Raw genomic sequence first — 16,777 nt, 5'->3', positions numbered from 1 at the left:
TTGCTTTTCATTGTAACAAAAGACAGCGCTGTTCGCGGTTGAAATTTACTCCACTTCTTCGTAACTTTCGCTCCTGACTGCTCGTCTTCCAACTGAAGGGTCGTGTTTGAACGACCTCATCCCGGAAAGGAGCTCGTTACCGTTGCGTAATTCCCGCCTGTTGCTCACCTTGACCTTGGGGCTCGCCATCCCTTATCTCGTCCACGCTGCCCCCGTCTCCCTTGCATCTAAGAACCCTACCAAAGCCCAAGTCATCGACTGGATTAACAAGCAAGCCAAAGATCCCGTTGTGACCGACTACTTTGATTTTCAGCTCCTCAATCTGGATGATGACCCGGAACTGGAAATTGTCGCCAAGCATAACAGCAGCGTGCATATCGGAAACTTTTACATTTTGGATCAGAAGCCAGATCGTACCTATGCCCTCATTGCGGAAGAGGACTGGAATCCATCGCGCCTGCAATTGGATCATTGGGACTATACGCGTGAAGTGAATCACTCCGAGATCGACAACAACGACGACGCTGAACTGCGTTTGCTCGCAGATAAACGGGTATTTGAAACCGTCCATCATACTGGCGGCACCGGCATTTGTGTCTACGAGTCGAATCTGTGGTATTTGGATAAAGGACGCCTGGTCAAGGCATGGGAGGGATTGTTACGGCAAACAGTTTCCGTGCCGGGTGGTCAACTTTTCCAGACCGTAGGAAGTTATCAAATCCTTCATGACGACAGTGAAAAACCTTTGCTTTACCACTGGCAAACGCAGCAGGAGCTGAACCCGGATACAGGTGAATTACTGCCGGGCAAACCTGAGACGACACTACAGATTTACCATTGGAAAAATGGTGTTTTTGTTCCGATGAATGTTGAAAAACCGTCTGGGCAATAGTCTGACGGTTCATAATTCGTTGTCCTCTATCGGTTGTGATGGGATCGAAGCCCTGCCACATGTTCTCCAGTCGCCTTTTTCCTCTCTACGTTCGGGCGGTCTCCTTCCGAACATGTGACAGGACTTCCCTACAGCTGTCTATGTGCTCCGATACTTTTACACCATTGTGAAAGTATGACAAGGAGCTTTTTGAATTTACTCGCAAGATGTTTAATAAAAAGTCGCGTAGGAAGAAGTGCATTTCCAGTCCAAGCGCCTCTGGAGCCCTACCCAGCTTAGAAATAAATGGCGGGGGTTTTCAGCTTCAACCTCTGCGAATACTTCCTCGATACACTACTTTTGAAGCGCTCCCGCCATTTATTTCTGAGCGGACAGTCAATCTCCCTTGCGGGGCGGAGGCCGAAGCGTAGACTGGAAATGCGCTTCTTCCCCCACCACTACAGCTACATAATAAAAAAGCTGCCCTCCCACGATCAGGAGCGCAGCTTTCCTCTTATCTTCTCAACTTTTCATTTGTCGGTGACTTCAACGTCTGCAAACACATGTAGCAGATGATCCCGAACAAAATCGTAATGATCATCGAGTGAGTCAGCGTCGCGTACAGGTGAAGCTTGTAAATAATTACGAAGCCACCGCTGAACACCTGAGCAATGCAAAGAATAAAGCTCAGGATACTTGCACCGTACAAATCACGCCGTTTTTCCTTGAAATGGCGCATACAGTAAATCATTGTCCCCAACAACAAGAATCCCAACACCAACGCAGCGATTCTGTGGGCAAAATGAATACCGGTCTGTCCGTACAACTCTGGGATGACCTGTCCCTGACACAGCGGCCAGTCACTACATGCCATACTTGAACCCGTATGTCTGACATACGCTCCGAGATAAACGACAGCGTACGTATAAGTAGCGACGAACCACATCCAGTTGCGGAAGCCTTTTGAGACGGTCGTCTTCACCAAGCTTTGCGTTTTTTCCCGCTGGTAAACGAACACACTCAACAAGAACACGCCTGAATAAGCAAGCAAGGAGAATCCGAAGTGCAGAGCCAAAACAGATGAGGACTGTGGCCAAATGACGGCAGAAGCACCGAGAATGGACTCCACTACGATGAAAAATAAACCAAAAATAGCGAGATTGCGAACTTCTTGGTTGCCTTTGTAATAGCGCCAGCAGAGTACAGAGAAAATCACGACAACAATACCGGCAACACCTGTAATCAGGCGGTGAGAATATTCAATAATGGATGCCAATGTGTATTCCGGGACCCATTTACCGTTGCACAGCGGCCAGTCATTCCCACAGCCGAGCGCTGAATCTGTCTTGGTAACAAGCGAACCCGCTACCATCACGATAAACATGATCAAGGTAGCAAGAAAAGCTAACGGCTTCAGCCATTTTTCCATAGTAATTCACCCTGTTTCTTGTGAGGATCAAAAAACACCTCGTTCTATGTCCTCTTTTACGATAATGAAACATCCCCTGCTAAGCAAGGGATGTTCCGTGAACATTTAGTGAGTGTTTCGTGTCAATAATAGTTGACCATGGTACTAATGACGATCGCTGCACAAAACACGGTCAAATAAAGGATGGAATAACCGAACAGTTTGCGTGCCCAAGCAAGTTCATCCTTGGTTTTGAACCCTTGGAAAAGCAGAACCAGGTACACAATCCCCATCACGCCCATGATGAGCAAATACACATAGCCTAGGCTGGCATGGACAAACAGCAGCAAAGAAGCCGGGAACAACACCGAACCCCACAGCACCATTTGTCGTTTCGTCTCGGCAAAGCCTTTTACTACCGGTAGCATCGGCAGATTACCTGCACGGTATTCTTCTGTTTTCAGCATGGCCAACGCCAAAAAATGGGGTGGCTGCCACAAGAACAAGACCAGGAACAACAGCCAAGCAGTCATGTCCATGGTGCCTGTTACCGCTACCCACCCAATCACCGGAGGAGCTGCACCTGAAATACCGCCAATCACCGTATTGAGAGTGGTCACTCGTTTCAGCGGCGTGTAAATCAACACGTAAAAAATGTGACCGATCAATCCCCAAACCGCCGCCAAGGGATTCGCATATACAGCCAACACAGTAACCCCTGCCAACAGCAGGCCGATTCCTAAGAGGATCGCGTTACGTGCAGAAATTCTTCCGGTCGCTACCGCACGATTTTGCGTCCGCTTCATTTTTTTGTCCAGATCACGGTCGTAGAAATTGTTCAAAGCCGCACCCGACATAATGACCAAAGCGGTTCCTAGCATGGTGAAAAAAGCCAGTTTCCAGTTCGGATAACCGTAGGACGCTAACCATAAAGCAGCAAAAGTGGTCATCAAGTTTGACAGGGTAATACCAGGCTTCGTCAGTTGTACGTAATCTCGAAAGGTAGCAGGCCCTACCGGCTGTGTCTGCAAAGAAGCATCGGTATCAAGCGATTCCTGCACGGTCATTTGCTGGTCCACGTTTTGTACCTCCTGTTTCCTTCTATCTGAACATCCGAATCATAACTGGATAAACTAACTACATTGTATCCATTGCCAAAAAAACTACTAAACCGACTACTTACCAAAAATTACATCCAGCACGCCAGACGTCTCGCCACCTGGATAAATCCAGTACAGCAGCAGATAAACCGCAGCTCCTGTAATGGAAGTGACAAACCAAACAATGGACGTCCAAGGACCGATCTTACGATGCGAAGCATAGTTTTTCGTGTAAGCGTATCTGAGTGTAATCAGGCCCATCACACCACCGACTGTTGCCAGAATGATGTGGAAGAACAAGAACGTCTGATAGATTGGCTTGATGCTGTCTGGTCCACCAAAATGCGTGTTTCCGATAAAAGCCGTTCTGGAAACATACGTGATAAAGAAGATCGTGGCACAGATTGCAGCCCATTTCATAATCTTCATATGCTTTTCTACTTGCTTTTTCGCAATGGCGTACCAGCCAATCGCAACGAGTATTCCGCTAATGACGATAAAAGCCGTACTTACCGTAGGCAATAGGAGCCCCATTTTTTCACCTCATTCAACAAACGTTTCTGCTGTTCGCGCGTATTTAAAAAGTCGGCTTTTCCGCACCGAAAGATTGATCCATCGGCATGTCGTCCTGCTTCTCTGCCTTGTACCAATGGTAGAAGACATAGGCCAGCACACAGCCGTAAACAAGCTCCTGTACCAGCTTCATAATGATTCCGCCAAGACGCTGGTCGTTAAACGCGTCGAGGCTCTGGAATAGCTGTGGAGCTGCTATATACGTAGTGTACAGTGGTTCCGACGCAAAAATAATCAGCGCACAGGCTGGCGTAATCAAGACACCATTTGCAAAAACGTACGACAGTTTTTTCAATCCGGCCAGTTGTCGTTTGTTATCAGACAACGGACTCACAATTGGCCACCACATCGCAAATGCTGCAATCACGAGAATGATATGATAAAACGTCATCCATTCATGATTGATCGCGATGGCATCGAAAATAAACGGAACATGGTAGAAGGAAAATAGTGAGTTGAACAACAGCGCTGCTACTAACGGATGTGTCAAAGAGTTAAGGATAAACTTCAGTGCTTTCGGACGGAAAATCTTGGCCAAAAGCCATTCAGGCATTGCCAGAAGCATAAGCGGTGGCAGGGCAAAGTACAAGATCGATTGTTGGAGCATGTGCAAACTAAACATGTAATGATGGCCGTAATAACTGATAGGGCTTCCTTGTGCGGCGTAAAACAACACGATTGCCAATACAAAAAGTAAGCGTTGCTTCGTCGTAGCCGGTGTAGCATTGGCAAAACGTTTATGCATGGGACCTGTTATGAGAAAGTAAGCGGTTGCTACAATCAGCGTCAAAAGCATCACGTCAGGGCTCCACAAGTCCGAAAAGGACGCTGGCCCCATTCCTGATGACATCTCGTGCATTTGATGTGCATTTCCCATGTTTATATCCTCCCTTCCAAATGGAAATTCTTGGACGAAACCACACTCGCTGGGCGTCGTCATATGTACGTTTTGTGTCAATATGAAATACCAATTTTTATCTATTAAATGTTGCCCTTGATCCAATCTCCATTATACCGTTGATTCCCTTTTTCTTTGTAGACAAAAATGAACAAAGTGTTGAACAATACAGTTCACAAAACTTACACAATTGAATCTACATAGTGGAGGAGAAGAAAAAGCACAGTTCTCTTCGACTCTGACACGCCCGCAAGGGGGATTGACTGTCCGTCTCCACTTCCAAAAGGGCACCGTCGAGCCAAAGCCACCCTACGGGCGGAAGTTTCTCAGAGAAGAAGTGTTCGACAAGCGTGGTCCCCTTTTGGAAGTTCCGACTGGGTAGGCGTTGTCAAGGTCTACGAGCCCTGTGCTTTTTCTTCTCACCAGCTTTATTGGTTCATCGGTATCTTTTAAAACCTTTCCAATATAAAAAGAGTCCAGATCTTATCTGAACTCTTCTTCGCTTCTTATCTTACAGCCCAAAGGAAACGAACTTGGTTTCCAAATACTCATCCATTCCGTAGCGGCCACCCTCACGGCCGATACCACTTTCCTTGAAACCGCCAAACGGCGCTTGTGTCTGCGTAGGCGAACCATCATTGATTCCAACAATTCCGTATTCGAGGAGCTCAGCCATACGGAAGCAACGCTGATTATCGCGGGTGTACACATAAGCAGCCAAGCCGTAACGGGTGTCGTTTGCCATCTGTACGACATCCGCTTCCTCTGTAAAACGCACGAGTGGAACGACAGGACCGAACGTTTCCTCATAGGAGATTTTCATATCCGTTGTAACGCCAGCAATCAAGGTCGGTTCGCAATAGAAGCCCTTCGCATAATCACCTTCAACCAAACGATTTCCGCCGTATACCACTTGCCCGCCTTTTTCCTTGGCGTCCTCGATGTGCTCGAGCACCTTGTTCAAGGCACGCTCGTTCACCAGTGGACCGATCTCCGTCTCTTTCTGGCGGCCATCCCCTACCTTTGCACGCTTCAGACGCTCTACCAGCTTTTCTGTGAACGCATCTGCGACATCCTCATGGACGTACAAACGATTCGTGCAAATGCACATTTGACCGGAGTTGCGGAACTTGCTCTCAAACAGACCTTTTACGGCTGCATCCAGATCGGCATCCGGGAATACGATGAACGGCGCGTGACCACCAAGCTCCATGCTGACGCGCTTCACTTGCTTCGCGGCGCCCTCCATCAACAGTTTGCCGACACGAGTGGAGCCTGTAAATCCGATTTTGGAGAGCTTCGGATTATCGATGAACTCCTTCCCAATCGATTCAGGATTTCCAATGACGAGGTTTACGACGCCTTTTGGAAAGCCAGCCTGCTCAATCAGCTCAAACATGCGAATCGCAGACAGCGGCGTGCTTTCTGCTGGCTTTAAAACCACCGTGCAGCCCGCAGCCAAAGCCGGAGCGATCTTACGTGCCACCATGTTCACCGGGAAGTTCCACGGGGTAATCGCCCCTACCACCCCTACAGGCTGACGCAGCACCATGATGCGCTTGTTCGCCACGGAGGATGGGATCGTTTCTCCGTTGACACGCTTGGCTTCTTCTGCGTACCAGACAAAGTTATCAGCGGCACCCAGCACTTCGCCTTTTGCCTCGCCCAAAGGCTTGCCCATTTCAGCAGAAATGATGCCCGCCAGTTCATCCCGATTGTTTTTCACCAGCTCGGACAAGTTGTACAAATATTTGGCGCGCTCGCGAGCAGTCAGTCGAGACCAGCTGGCAAATGCCTGATGAGCAGCGTCGATGGCCTTGTTGGCATCGCGACCATCGCCAAAGGTTACTGTGCCAACTGTTTCACCTGTAGCAGGATTCGTAATCTGAATGGACTCGCCACTCTCGGCAGTCACCCATTCTCCATTCATAAACATTTGTTTGTACTCTCCCATGACATTCGCTCCTCTCAATCTCTCTCAATAGATTGGTTTTAGGGCCTCAAACGGATTTTTGCAATGCCGGCAATACAAAATACTTCGACAAGCAGCAGGGCCAAACAAATTTTCCATTTGTGTATACGGGGAATCACAGTAGGGACAGGCTACTTCCCATGTATCTCCCGGTTTGAAGTCAAGCGGTGGCGGCGCGATGCCAAAGCTTTTCAGCTTATCGCGAGCATCCAAGGCGATACGATCAGATGTCCAGGCTGGATCATAGACAAAAGCTACCTGAACCTGATTGATTCCTTCTGCCTCCACCAGCTTTTCTGTGATGTTCTTCTTCATGATCTCGAGTGCCGGACAGCCGACAAAGGTAGGGAGCACCTCGACGTGTACGACGTCTGCCTCGACGCGCACTTTGTGAATCATCCCCATCTCCACCATGCTGATCACCGGAATTTCGGGATCTGTTACTTGCTGCAGCAGTTCCCAGCATGTCGCTTCAAGCCCTTCATGCAGTTGCAGTTCTTCTTGCGCCATGAGAGAATCACTCCTTTTTACCAGCCTGCAGCCGGATCAATGCGATACACTTCAGACAAGGTAGCCAATGCTTGCACCAGATCAGCAGTATGTTCACCGTGACGGCCACGCTCTTGTGGCACGCCTGGCTCACCCCGCCAATCAAGGCCAGCTTTATCGAAAATGTCTTTGGTCAGTGTCAGCCATTTTTGTTTCAGTTGCTCTTCTTCTGCAATCAGACCAAATTGAACGATATCGACCTGATTTGGTCCAAGATAAGGCAGCTCCCCTGCATCCTTCCAAACTTTTGCGATGGCTGCCTCCAGCCTCTGACGCGCATCAGCCGTACTGTTTGCCAATTGCTTCAACCAGACTTGCCAGTGCATCAGATGATAGCGATGCTCTGTCATCATTTTGCGACTGACCAGCGCGAGTGGTGCGTATGACGACTGTGTAAGAGCCTCCAAGCGAATCTGCTTGTATAAGCCGTACACATAGCTGCGAACAATGGCATAAGCCCAATCGTAATGAGGTTGATCGTTGTATTCGCCGTCACCGTTTTTACGCTCTACCAAGATCGCATTGGAAAACGCCTTCGCCTCGCGCAGCTGTGCGAGATCGTCTGCTTTGCCCACCCCTAGCTGTTCAAGCATTTCATAGAACATCACGGCATGGCCCATCATGTCCTGAGACATCGATGAAAACGCCACATCTTCTTCAATATGCGGAGCCAGCCCCAGCCATTCCGATCCACGATAAGCCAATATAAAATCGTCATCAGCAAGCTGGAACAACAGGTCGGTCAAGGCTTTTGCAAATGCCGGGTTTTGTTTTGCTGCTTCCACTGTTTCTACATGTAAACGGTCGCCCATGATTGTATCCCTCCTGCTTAGCTGCCGTTGCCTGCATGCTTCTGTTTTTCTTCGTACTGCTCACGATGGTGGCGCCATCTCGACTGCAAGTCGCCGTATCCTTTGGTCTCCCGATAGCTCTTGTTGTCGAGTCTCTCCAGGAAAGGACGCTCCTCTGGGGGCAGTCCAAAAATGTCGTCGCGCTTGACTACCCATAAATTAAAACAAGGCTCACGGCGCAGGAAATTCTCCCTCGCCATGCTCAATGCGACTTCTTTATTGGGTGCCAACAAACTGAACTGTTGGACGAACGGAGCATTTACGCTTTTTTGGCTGAATACTTCGTATATGAAAAAGTTCTCGTTGCTCATCCACATTCACCTACCCTACTTGTCGGCCGTACGACATAATCGCGTCGCGCACCCATTTGGTTTCCTCATAAGACATTACCCGAAGATTCAGACGGTGAGCGGAGCGTGGTCCGTTTCCCTTGACGATTTGCTTGAACTCTTCCCAGTCAGGCTGCTGGTAGACCCATTTGTCTGCTGCCTCGTCGAAGTAAATCGTATCGTCTGGAACTGTGAAGCCAAGGTGGAAAATACGCGGCAAATACTTTTTCAGGAATACTTGGCGCAATTCTTCATTGGTCTGTGTACGAATCTTGTAGCGCATGTTGGCTTCCTGATTGCTCGTAATGTTGCCGTTTTCCGGCGGCCCGAAAAACATCAAGAGGGCAGGCCACCAGCGATGGATGGCATCTTGCAGCATTTGGCGCTGTTCATCGGTGCCTTCTGCCAACTCCAACACGATGCTCTCCCCGTGTTGGGCGTGGAACTTTTCTTCCGCACAGATCCGATGCAGAGCGCGGGCGTAAGGTGCATAAGATGTATCGAGGGACATCGATTGCGTAATGATAGCCGCTCCGTCAACCAACCAGCCAATCACACCAGCATCAGCCCAGGTAGGCGCTTCCATGTGAAATACATTGTGAAATTTCAGTCTTTTCGAAAACAAATCATTCATGATATCCTCGCGCGTCTTGCCCAATGGTTCAAGCAAATCTTCTGCGACGCGAAGCAGCAATTGACCATGCCCCATCTCGTCCTGGACCTTCGCCATAATCGCCAGCTTTCTGCGCAGCGTCGGCGCCTTTGGTACCCATTCTTTTTCCGGCAAGGCACCCATGATCTCACTGATGCCATGCATCGAAATCAGCTTGATCAACTGGTTGCGATAGTCGTCTGGCATCCAATCGTCTGCCTCTATTTTTTCCCCGCGGTCGATTCTCGCTAAAAACGCTTCCAACTTTTCGTTTTCAGTCAGATCCGCATGTTCGAGCCTCATTTGCATGGAGAACGTCCTCCTTTTATCAGATATGCATTATGTTAAAATTATAATACGTTTTTATAACGCAATAATAACATAACGTCATACGTTATTGCAATACGCTTACATAGGGACTCATCTATTCTCCGCGCCCAGTTATTTCTGCTGCCTTTTTCAACTGCTCGGCCATGTGCCGCAGCTCTTGCATGACTGCATCCAGCTCCTGTATTCGTGTCGACTGCTTCACACTGTGATTCATCGTCTTCTCCATTTCGCCCGTTACCGTCCCGACGAGTGCATTCATTTCATCTAATAGAAGGAAAATACCCTTCGCTGAACTAGCGGTCGTCTGGGAAAGCTGACGGATTTCCTCTGCGACCACGGAAAAGCCACGACCAGCAGCCCCTGCACGTGCCGCTTCGAGAACGGCATTCAAGCCGAGTACATTGGAGCGCGTCGAGATATTGCGGATCAGTTCGTTAATCTGGGTCGTTTCTGCAATTTTCAGCCCTAATTGACCAGCTGCATCACTCAGCGTGTGGCTCGCTTGTGCCAAATGGTCCGCGTCCTTTGCCAGACTTTCTGTGTGCTGTGCGATATTTTCCAGCGCGTCCGTCAAGTTTTGAGCCAAACCGTGCAAGTGATCCTCCTGATCAGTCGTCACGCCTGTCGCCAAGCAACCGACTACTTGCCCGTTTTCGACAAGCGGATAACCGACTGCGATATAAGGAATGCCATAGAGCTCTTTGGAAATCTTCTTCACTACCCGCTTGCCCTCTTTTACCGCTGTCGCATTGATACTCCCCGGGCGCAATTCGTCTCCTACTCGAATCCCCAGGTTCAAGCCCTGTGCCGGATAATAGGCGAGAAACTTCTCTTTGTCGGTGACTCCTACCATACATTCAGACAAAAATGCTTTTTGTAAAATCGGTGCGACCATTAAGACGCTATTCAGCAATTGAGACATGCATGATCCCCCTACCCTTGTGATGAAAACAACGATTCCCCCCGCATTCTTCATCAGTACGCGGAGGGAATTCACTTCTTTCACTTATTTAACGAGCTGGAATTTTCCTTCCTTCACTTCAACCATGATCATACTGTCTTCTGTCAGACCATTATGATCATCAGCCGTGAACTTGAATTCTCCGGTTACCCCTACGTATTTCACCTTTTCTAATACTTCGCCCAGCTTGGATGTGTCGCCGCCTGCTTGCTTCAAGCCTTCCACGAGCAAATTCAAGCCGTCATATCCGTATCCCGCGAAGCCGTCTGGCTGTGTATTGTAGGCAGCTTGATAGCCATCCACGAATTTTTTGATGATCGCAGATTGCGGATCGTCTGCCGCTACTTGTTCTGGGATGAGCAGTTTTCCAGCTACCATCAGGACACCCTCGCCAGCGTCTCCAATCAGTTCGAGGAATTTGCTGTTCGCAGAGCCATGGCTGCTAATGATCGGAATAGTGAGGTTCAGTTGCTTGGCTTCCTTCACGATCGTAGCGGGTCCAGGATTCGTACCTGCCACAATCAGTGCCTGCGCATCCGTTCCTTTGATCTTGGTCAATTGGGAGCTCATGGACGGATCTTTTGTGCCGTACTTTTCTTCGGCTACAATCGTGATGCCGTATTCAGGCGCATATTTTTGCAACTGCGTCGTCCAGCCACTTCCGTATGGATTGCTGTCATTGAGCGTAGCGATTTTCGTAATGCCTTTTTCCTTCAAATATTTGAAGATGCGCTTCGTTCCGTGCACGTCCGTGTGCGGTGTTTTGTAGATGCCTGCACGAACCGGATTGGTGATTTGGTCTGCGGCTGCCATCGAGATCAACGGGAGCTTTTCTGCTGCGGCATACTCAGCCATCCCGAGAGACGGACCACTGCCTGAGGAGCCGAGTACAGCTACGACCTTTTCTTTCGAAGCGAGCTTTTTGATTGCTTTTACCGCTTCCGTATTGTCAGACTTGTCGTCTTCAAAAATGACTTCCAACGGTCGGCCATCTACTCCGCCTGCGCCGTTGATTTCTTTTACCAACAGCTCTACCGCTTGCTTCTCCGGTACGCCGAGCGGACTGTTCGGACCAGTCAGCGAGAAAATTGCTCCGACCTTGATCGGGTCCTTGCTGGCGCCACCAGTGCCTGACTCTGCTGCTGGTGTAGCGCCGCCTCCACAGGCGCTCAAGAATACGAGCGAAGCGACTGCTGCTGGAAAAAGCCATTTTTTGAATGTTCGTTTTTTCATGGGTGTACCCCCTCATGTATGTGGTTGATCTTGATCAAACTGCTAGTGTTACTAAACTGCTTCGTGGGAGCTTCCCAAATAAGCAGATTGCACACGCGGGTCATTGCTAATCTCGTCTGCCTTCCCTTCCAGCATGACGGTTCCCGTACTGAGTACGTAAGCCCGGTCGGAAATAGCGAGCGCTGCGCGAGCATTTTGCTCGACCAACAGCACCGTGGTGCCCCATTCCGAGCGAATCTCCTGCACAATCGTCAGGATTTCTTTGGCAATCAGTGGAGCCAGTCCTAGCGAAGGCTCGTCCAACAAGAGGAGCTGCGGTCGAGACAAGAGCGCCCTGCCAATGGCGAGCATCTGCTGCTGCCCCCCGGAAAGCGTTCCCCCGAGCTGCCATTTTCGCTCTGCCAAAATGGGAAAACGCTCATACACCGTCTCCATTTCTTTGGCAATTTCCTTTTTGCTCGTCTTGGGCATCCGATGAGAAGCACCCAACCACAAATTGTCCTCCACGGTCAGCGTCGAAAAAATTTGTCTGCGCTCCGGTACATGCGCCATGCCCCGAGGTACCACCAGCTCCGCAGGAACACGCGTAATGTCCGCGTCACGAAACCAAATCTTTCCTTCCTTGTCGCCGTGCAGACCACAGATACAGTTCAAAAGTGTCGTTTTGCCTGCCCCATTTGCGCCTAACAGGGAGACGATTTCTCCCTCGTTCACTTGCAGAGTAATCCCGTGCAGCACTTCCACCGGACCGTAGCGAGCCGTGATGTTGTCTACTGTAAGGACTGCCTTCCCCATGTTTGTCCACCTCTTTCGCGCTTCATTCTGTACCCAGATACGCCGCAATCACGCGCGGGTTCTCCTGAATCTCACGCGGGGTTCCTTCTGCAATTTTTGATCCTTGATCCAATACAACGATGCGGTCCGCAATCGTCATGATCATGTCCATGTCATGCTCCACTAGCAAAATAGCCGTTCCGTTGTCGCGAATCTCGCAAAACATGCGGCTCATCTCCGCGGTCTCGGTATGATTCAGACCTGCGGCAGGCTCATCCAACAAGAGCAGCCGCGGCTGGGCTACCATCGCGCGGGCAATTTCCATCAGCCGCAGCTTCCCGTATGGCAAGCTCCCAGCCAGCGAGGACGCTTCCTCCGCCAGTCCTACATTCGCTATCCACGTCTGCGCCTGCTCCTGCATCAGCTTCTCTTCCTTGCGGGACTTTGCGAGATTCATGCCGCAGGAAAAGAGACTCGCACTTGTCTTGGTATGCATGCCGACCATGACGTTTTCCATGACGGTCATATCGTCAAAGGTCTGGAGGTTTTGAAAGGTTCGCGTGATTCCCAGTCCGGCATATTCATAGCCTTCTACACGTGTCAACGGCTGGCTGCTGAAGCGAATCTCTCCTTCCGAAGGCGGGATCACACCCGACACCATGTTGAGCACGGTGCTTTTCCCAGCGCCATTCGGACCGATTAGCGCGAGAATCTCTCCTTCCCGCACCTGAAAATCTACTTGATTCACTGCCCGTACGCCGCCAAAATCACGAGAGAGCTTTTGCACATCCAAAAGTGTTGTCATGTTGCAGCCTTCCTTTCCACCTGCTGCTTTCGCTGTGCTTCGTCAGCCATGGCCTTCGCCTTTTTCCCCTGCCCTTTTTCGAAAGCAGCCCGGATGCGCGGAACCAATCCTTCCGGCATGAACATGATGAACAGCACGAGAATCGCACCGAATACAATCGTGTCCACATCCCCCTGCAAGCCTGGCACCACTTCGCTCAAGAGGATCAGCCCTTCACTGATAAAGCCAATCAGGATCGTCCCGATCAAAGCGCCCCAGATGCTTGTCATCCCGCCGATGACGACCATCGTCAGAAACTTGATCGACTCGTGCAGTCCGAACGGCTGCGGATCGAGAATTCCCATGTAATGCGCATACAAGCCGCCGGAAATACCAGCGAACATGCCGCTTACCACAAAGGCATTCAGCTTGAACTTGCGGACATCAATTCCCATCGAGGTCGCGGCAATCTCACTTTTGTGAATCGCCCGAAACGCTCTGCCAACGCGTGAATTCAGCAGATTGAGAGAGAAGAGCAGCACACAGGTGACGATTCCCCAAATCAGAAAGTACATGGATAGCTCGCTTCCACCGAAGTAAGTCATCTGCGGAATGCTGATCATTCCGTTTGCTCCCCCTGTGACGGACTCCCATTCCGTGATCCCGATCTGGACGATGTAGCCAAATGCGAGAGTTGCCATGGCGAGGTAGTAACCTTGCAGCCCCGCGATCGCCCGCCCGAGGATAAAGGCGAATAACCCTGGGACAATCGCAGCAGCTATGAGGCCAATAAATGGCGGCAGACCGTACTTCGTCGTCAATACTGCCGACGTATAGGCGCCTATCCCCCAAAACGCTGCTTGTCCCAGCGAAATTTGTCCGGCCAGCCCCATCACGAGGCATAGCCCGATGGTTACGATTGCTTGAAGACCGATAATAATTCCGACAGAACGATAGTATTCATCCGGCATAACAAATGGGAAAAGAATCATGAAAAACAGGTAGATCCCAATGCTTTTGCCCCACTTATCGATGATCTGTTTCATCATAACCCTCCTTTGCCAACGCTGCGTTCTCCAAAGATGCCGGATGGCTTAATCAACAGCATGCCGATCAACACCAGAAAGGCGATCGCGTCCTTCATGCCGGAACTGATGTAACCAGCTCCCAGCGACTCGACGATCCCGAGTAAAAAGGCGGCTACGGCTGCACCCAATGGATTTCCCAATCCGCCAAGAATGGCCGCGGAAAAGCCTTTGATTCCGAGCAGCACGCCAATATCGTAGGACGTCACAGAAAGCGGCGCGATCACGATTCCGGCAATTGCTCCTGTCGCTCCACTGATGGCAAAGGCCAGCATACTCATCTTTGTCGGGCTAATCCCCATCAGGCGAGCGGCCATCGGATTGATCGAACAGGCGTTAATTTTTTTGCCGAGAATCGTCTTGTCCATCAAGTACCAAAGTAGAAAAAGAATGATAAGAACAGCAGCCAAAATCCAGATACTTTGTTGTGCGATCATCACGCCGCCGATCGAGATCGGCTCATTGCTCGTAATCGGTTCGAGTGCAAACGCATCTTTTCCCCAAATAAAGCTGGCAATGCCGCGAATCAGTGTGGAAATGCCTATCGTCAAAATAATCAAACTAATTGGGTTAGCCTTTTTGACGTAAGCGATTACATATTTCTGCATCAAAACCCCAATCAAGGTGACCATGAGGATCGCGAGCAATGCCGCCAACCCATACGGGAGATTCATGCCAATCAAAGCGACTGTGACCATTCCGCCCAGCATCAAAAATTCACCCTGCGCCAGATTAATCACCTTGCTTACGTTGTAAATCGTGATGAAACCAACCGCTACGATCGCGTAAATCCCGCCGCTGACAAGGCCGTTTGCAACGTACTGCAGCAATTCCGTCATATTCGTGCTGTACCCCCTTTGTATCGCGTCCACCAAACTACAGCCAAGTAAAACGCTTACATTTTAAATAATGGAAAAATGATTGATTGAAAAAGACCCTAGACGTGCTAGGGCCTTTCCTTCGCAGCTTTCGCCTATGCGGATGGCGCAGCTTCATACACGGTCTCGAAGAATCGTACTGCCCCTGGATTCAATAACTGGTAGTAATTTTGGAACAACTGATCCGCCTCTTTGCCCAACCACAGCTCTGGCAACAATTCCTGCGGCAAATCAGGATCGATGAACAAGAACTTGCGGTATTGGTGGACCAGCTTTGTCTTTTCCACGAAGCAATGGCTGTCTGGAACCTCTTCCCCATTGCTGAGTTTTGCTGAAAGCTGCTCGTATTCTTCTCGGTACGCATCGATGAAGGCTTTGTATTTTTCATTGATTTCATCGATATCCCAGCATTTCTGTACGAGCTGCTTCGGATTGCTCCAGCCCATATGCTCGGATGTAAAAATCTCGACATACTCTGTAATCTCGTGGGCTTCCGTCAGGTCCTTCACGCGATCACTGAGGTTATTCGGGCTGATCCATGTGCTGGTCGTCAGCATCCCGAAGCCCATCCAGCCCAGCTCCTTGCGCAGTTGATCACGCAGCGCTCGACGCTCCTCTGGGATGTTGTAGCTGGCAATGCACCACTTGCCGTCCCACACATCTGTCTCGACCTTATAAATACGTGCCGCTGCCTCTTCCAGCCGCTTTTTGCCGCGCTCGGATACCGAGTAGAAGCTGCGGTTCCCTACTTTTCGCGATTCCAGCCAGCCTTGGCGAAGCATCCGGGAGATCGCTGCACGAACAGCCGGCTCCGACAGTCCGAATTCCCCCATCAGCTTGGTCAGACTACCAATCCAGATTTCGCTTCCATAATGGCGGACGTATTCACCGTAAATTGTAAAAAGCATGGATTGTGGCTTCACGTTTCTTCTACCCCCAAATCGATTCATACCTATATGCTGTGTGAAATTGTACCATATTCTGTAGGATGTGCGTGAATCGACCGAGAGTATATGACGATAAAATCGTATAACGTAATTTAAACGTAATTATAGTAAAACATTTTAAAAGAGTCAATTTATTCTGTCATATTTATTGATTCCCATTTACTTCCTGGTTGATCTCTGCTTGCAGGGCCTCAAAACGACGCTTGATCTCGTCCTTTTTGAAGATGGCCTGGACGAACGTCCCGAGTCCTACACGATTACGCGTAGTGTCCGCCGTAACCTCGCACACCACGCGTTTTTCGGTAACCTGCACACAGGTCGCCCGGAATGTGACCTCCTGACCAATCACTGCTGGGCCGACATGCTTGATGTCTACAGCAAATCCCGAGCCCTCTTCATCGGCTTCCAGGTATGGTAAAATGACGCGCCTTCCCGCCCATTCCATGTAATAAATCATACTGACTGTCGACATCACGGGATGCACGACTTGTCCTTCAAAAACAGGCAGCATGTCCTTTGTCACTGTCACAGTAAATTCTTCCGTCGTCCCCGGCTGCAGTCTATCTATCAAGAGTACCTGCC

At 49.9% G+C, this 16,777-nt stretch carries 18 protein-coding genes; 1 reads left to right on the top strand and 17 read right to left on the bottom strand.

Annotation, left to right across the window (positions count from 1 at the left end):
* Positions 1–142 precede the first annotated feature (142 nt).
* A complete protein-coding gene (locus FB479_RS20580) occupies positions 143–892 on the top strand; it encodes a hypothetical protein (protein WP_142066539.1) in 750 nt (249 codons plus the stop codon).
* A gap of 493 nt (positions 893–1,385) precedes the next feature.
* On the opposite strand, the gene FB479_RS20570 is transcribed toward FB479_RS20580, so the two are convergent.
* The 17 genes from FB479_RS20570 to FB479_RS20485 form a co-directional block, all read right to left on the bottom strand.
* The gene (locus tag FB479_RS20570) at positions 1,386–2,300 is read right to left on the bottom strand and encodes a COX15/CtaA family protein (protein WP_106656182.1); all 915 of its coding nucleotides are present in this window, start codon (positions 2,298–2,300) and stop codon (positions 1,386–1,388) included.
* Between the two features lie 122 nt (positions 2,301–2,422).
* The gene (gene cyoE, locus FB479_RS20565) at positions 2,423–3,358 is read right to left on the bottom strand and encodes a heme o synthase (protein WP_106656181.1); all 936 of its coding nucleotides are present in this window, start codon (positions 3,356–3,358) and stop codon (positions 2,423–2,425) included.
* Positions 3,359–3,454: 96 nt separating this feature from the next.
* Positions 3,455–3,913 carry a DUF420 domain-containing protein gene (locus FB479_RS20560; RefSeq protein WP_106656180.1) on the bottom strand — a complete coding sequence of 153 codons (459 nt, stop codon included), beginning with the start codon at positions 3,911–3,913 and terminating at the stop codon, positions 3,455–3,457.
* A 43-nt stretch (positions 3,914–3,956) separates the two neighbouring features.
* Entirely contained in the window at positions 3,957–4,829 is an 873-nt protein-coding gene (locus FB479_RS20555) for a cytochrome c oxidase assembly protein (protein WP_142066538.1), read from the bottom strand.
* 532 nt (positions 4,830–5,361) lie between these two features.
* Positions 5,362–6,804 (bottom strand): NAD-dependent succinate-semialdehyde dehydrogenase, encoded by a 1,443-nt coding sequence (locus FB479_RS20545; RefSeq protein WP_142066536.1) that lies wholly within the window; start codon positions 6,802–6,804, stop codon positions 5,362–5,364.
* Between the two features lie 24 nt (positions 6,805–6,828).
* Positions 6,829–7,332 (bottom strand): 1,2-phenylacetyl-CoA epoxidase subunit PaaD, encoded by a 504-nt coding sequence (paaD, locus tag FB479_RS20540; RefSeq protein ID WP_106656177.1) that lies wholly within the window; start codon positions 7,330–7,332, stop codon positions 6,829–6,831.
* A gap of 17 nt (positions 7,333–7,349) precedes the next feature.
* Positions 7,350–8,183: a 1,2-phenylacetyl-CoA epoxidase subunit PaaC gene (gene paaC, locus FB479_RS20535; protein WP_142066535.1), complete on the bottom strand. Its 834-nt coding sequence runs from the start codon at positions 8,181–8,183 to the stop codon at positions 7,350–7,352.
* Between the two features lie 17 nt (positions 8,184–8,200).
* Positions 8,201–8,533: a 1,2-phenylacetyl-CoA epoxidase subunit PaaB gene (paaB, locus tag FB479_RS20530; protein WP_015893218.1), complete on the bottom strand. Its 333-nt coding sequence runs from the start codon at positions 8,531–8,533 to the stop codon at positions 8,201–8,203.
* Between the two features lie 10 nt (positions 8,534–8,543).
* Positions 8,544–9,512, bottom strand: a complete 969-nt coding sequence (paaA, locus tag FB479_RS20525; RefSeq protein WP_142066534.1) for a 1,2-phenylacetyl-CoA epoxidase subunit PaaA — start codon at positions 9,510–9,512, stop codon at positions 8,544–8,546.
* Positions 9,513–9,627: 115 nt separating this feature from the next.
* On the bottom strand, positions 9,628–10,455 hold the full coding sequence (locus FB479_RS20520) for a methyl-accepting chemotaxis protein (protein ID WP_106656174.1): 828 nt from the start codon (positions 10,453–10,455) through the stop codon (positions 9,628–9,630).
* Between the two features lie 84 nt (positions 10,456–10,539).
* A complete protein-coding gene (locus FB479_RS20515) occupies positions 10,540–11,727 on the bottom strand; it encodes an ABC transporter substrate-binding protein (protein ID WP_106656173.1) in 1,188 nt (395 codons plus the stop codon).
* A gap of 51 nt (positions 11,728–11,778) precedes the next feature.
* Positions 11,779–12,522 carry an ABC transporter ATP-binding protein gene (locus tag FB479_RS20510; RefSeq protein WP_017251564.1) on the bottom strand — a complete coding sequence of 248 codons (744 nt, stop codon included), beginning with the start codon at positions 12,520–12,522 and terminating at the stop codon, positions 11,779–11,781.
* Between the two features lie 22 nt (positions 12,523–12,544).
* On the bottom strand, positions 12,545–13,306 hold the full coding sequence (locus FB479_RS20505; protein WP_142066533.1) for an ABC transporter ATP-binding protein: 762 nt from the start codon (positions 13,304–13,306) through the stop codon (positions 12,545–12,547).
* On the bottom strand, positions 13,303–14,331 hold the full coding sequence (locus FB479_RS20500) for a branched-chain amino acid ABC transporter permease (RefSeq protein ID WP_142066666.1): 1,029 nt from the start codon (positions 14,329–14,331) through the stop codon (positions 13,303–13,305). Before FB479_RS20500 ends, FB479_RS20505 begins: the two co-directional genes overlap by 4 nt.
* Positions 14,331–15,209, bottom strand: a complete 879-nt coding sequence (locus tag FB479_RS20495) for a branched-chain amino acid ABC transporter permease (RefSeq protein WP_007723424.1) — start codon at positions 15,207–15,209, stop codon at positions 14,331–14,333. The genes FB479_RS20500 and FB479_RS20495 overlap by 1 nt, the downstream gene beginning before the upstream one ends.
* Before the next feature lie 134 nt (positions 15,210–15,343).
* A complete protein-coding gene (gene paaX / locus FB479_RS20490; protein WP_016741468.1) occupies positions 15,344–16,171 on the bottom strand; it encodes a phenylacetic acid degradation operon negative regulatory protein PaaX in 828 nt (275 codons plus the stop codon).
* 169 nt (positions 16,172–16,340) lie between these two features.
* On the bottom strand, positions 16,341–16,766 hold the full coding sequence (locus tag FB479_RS20485; protein WP_142066532.1) for a thioesterase family protein: 426 nt from the start codon (positions 16,764–16,766) through the stop codon (positions 16,341–16,343).
* Between the last annotated feature and the right edge of the window lie 11 nt (positions 16,767–16,777).

Origin of the sequence: Brevibacillus sp. AG162, from assembly GCF_006715575.1 — a bacterium.
Taxonomy (GTDB): Bacteria; Bacillota; Bacilli; order Brevibacillales; family Brevibacillaceae; genus Brevibacillus; species Brevibacillus brevis.
Note: the sequence above shows the minus strand (reverse complement) of the source record. Positions and strands in the feature narration are given on the sequence as shown.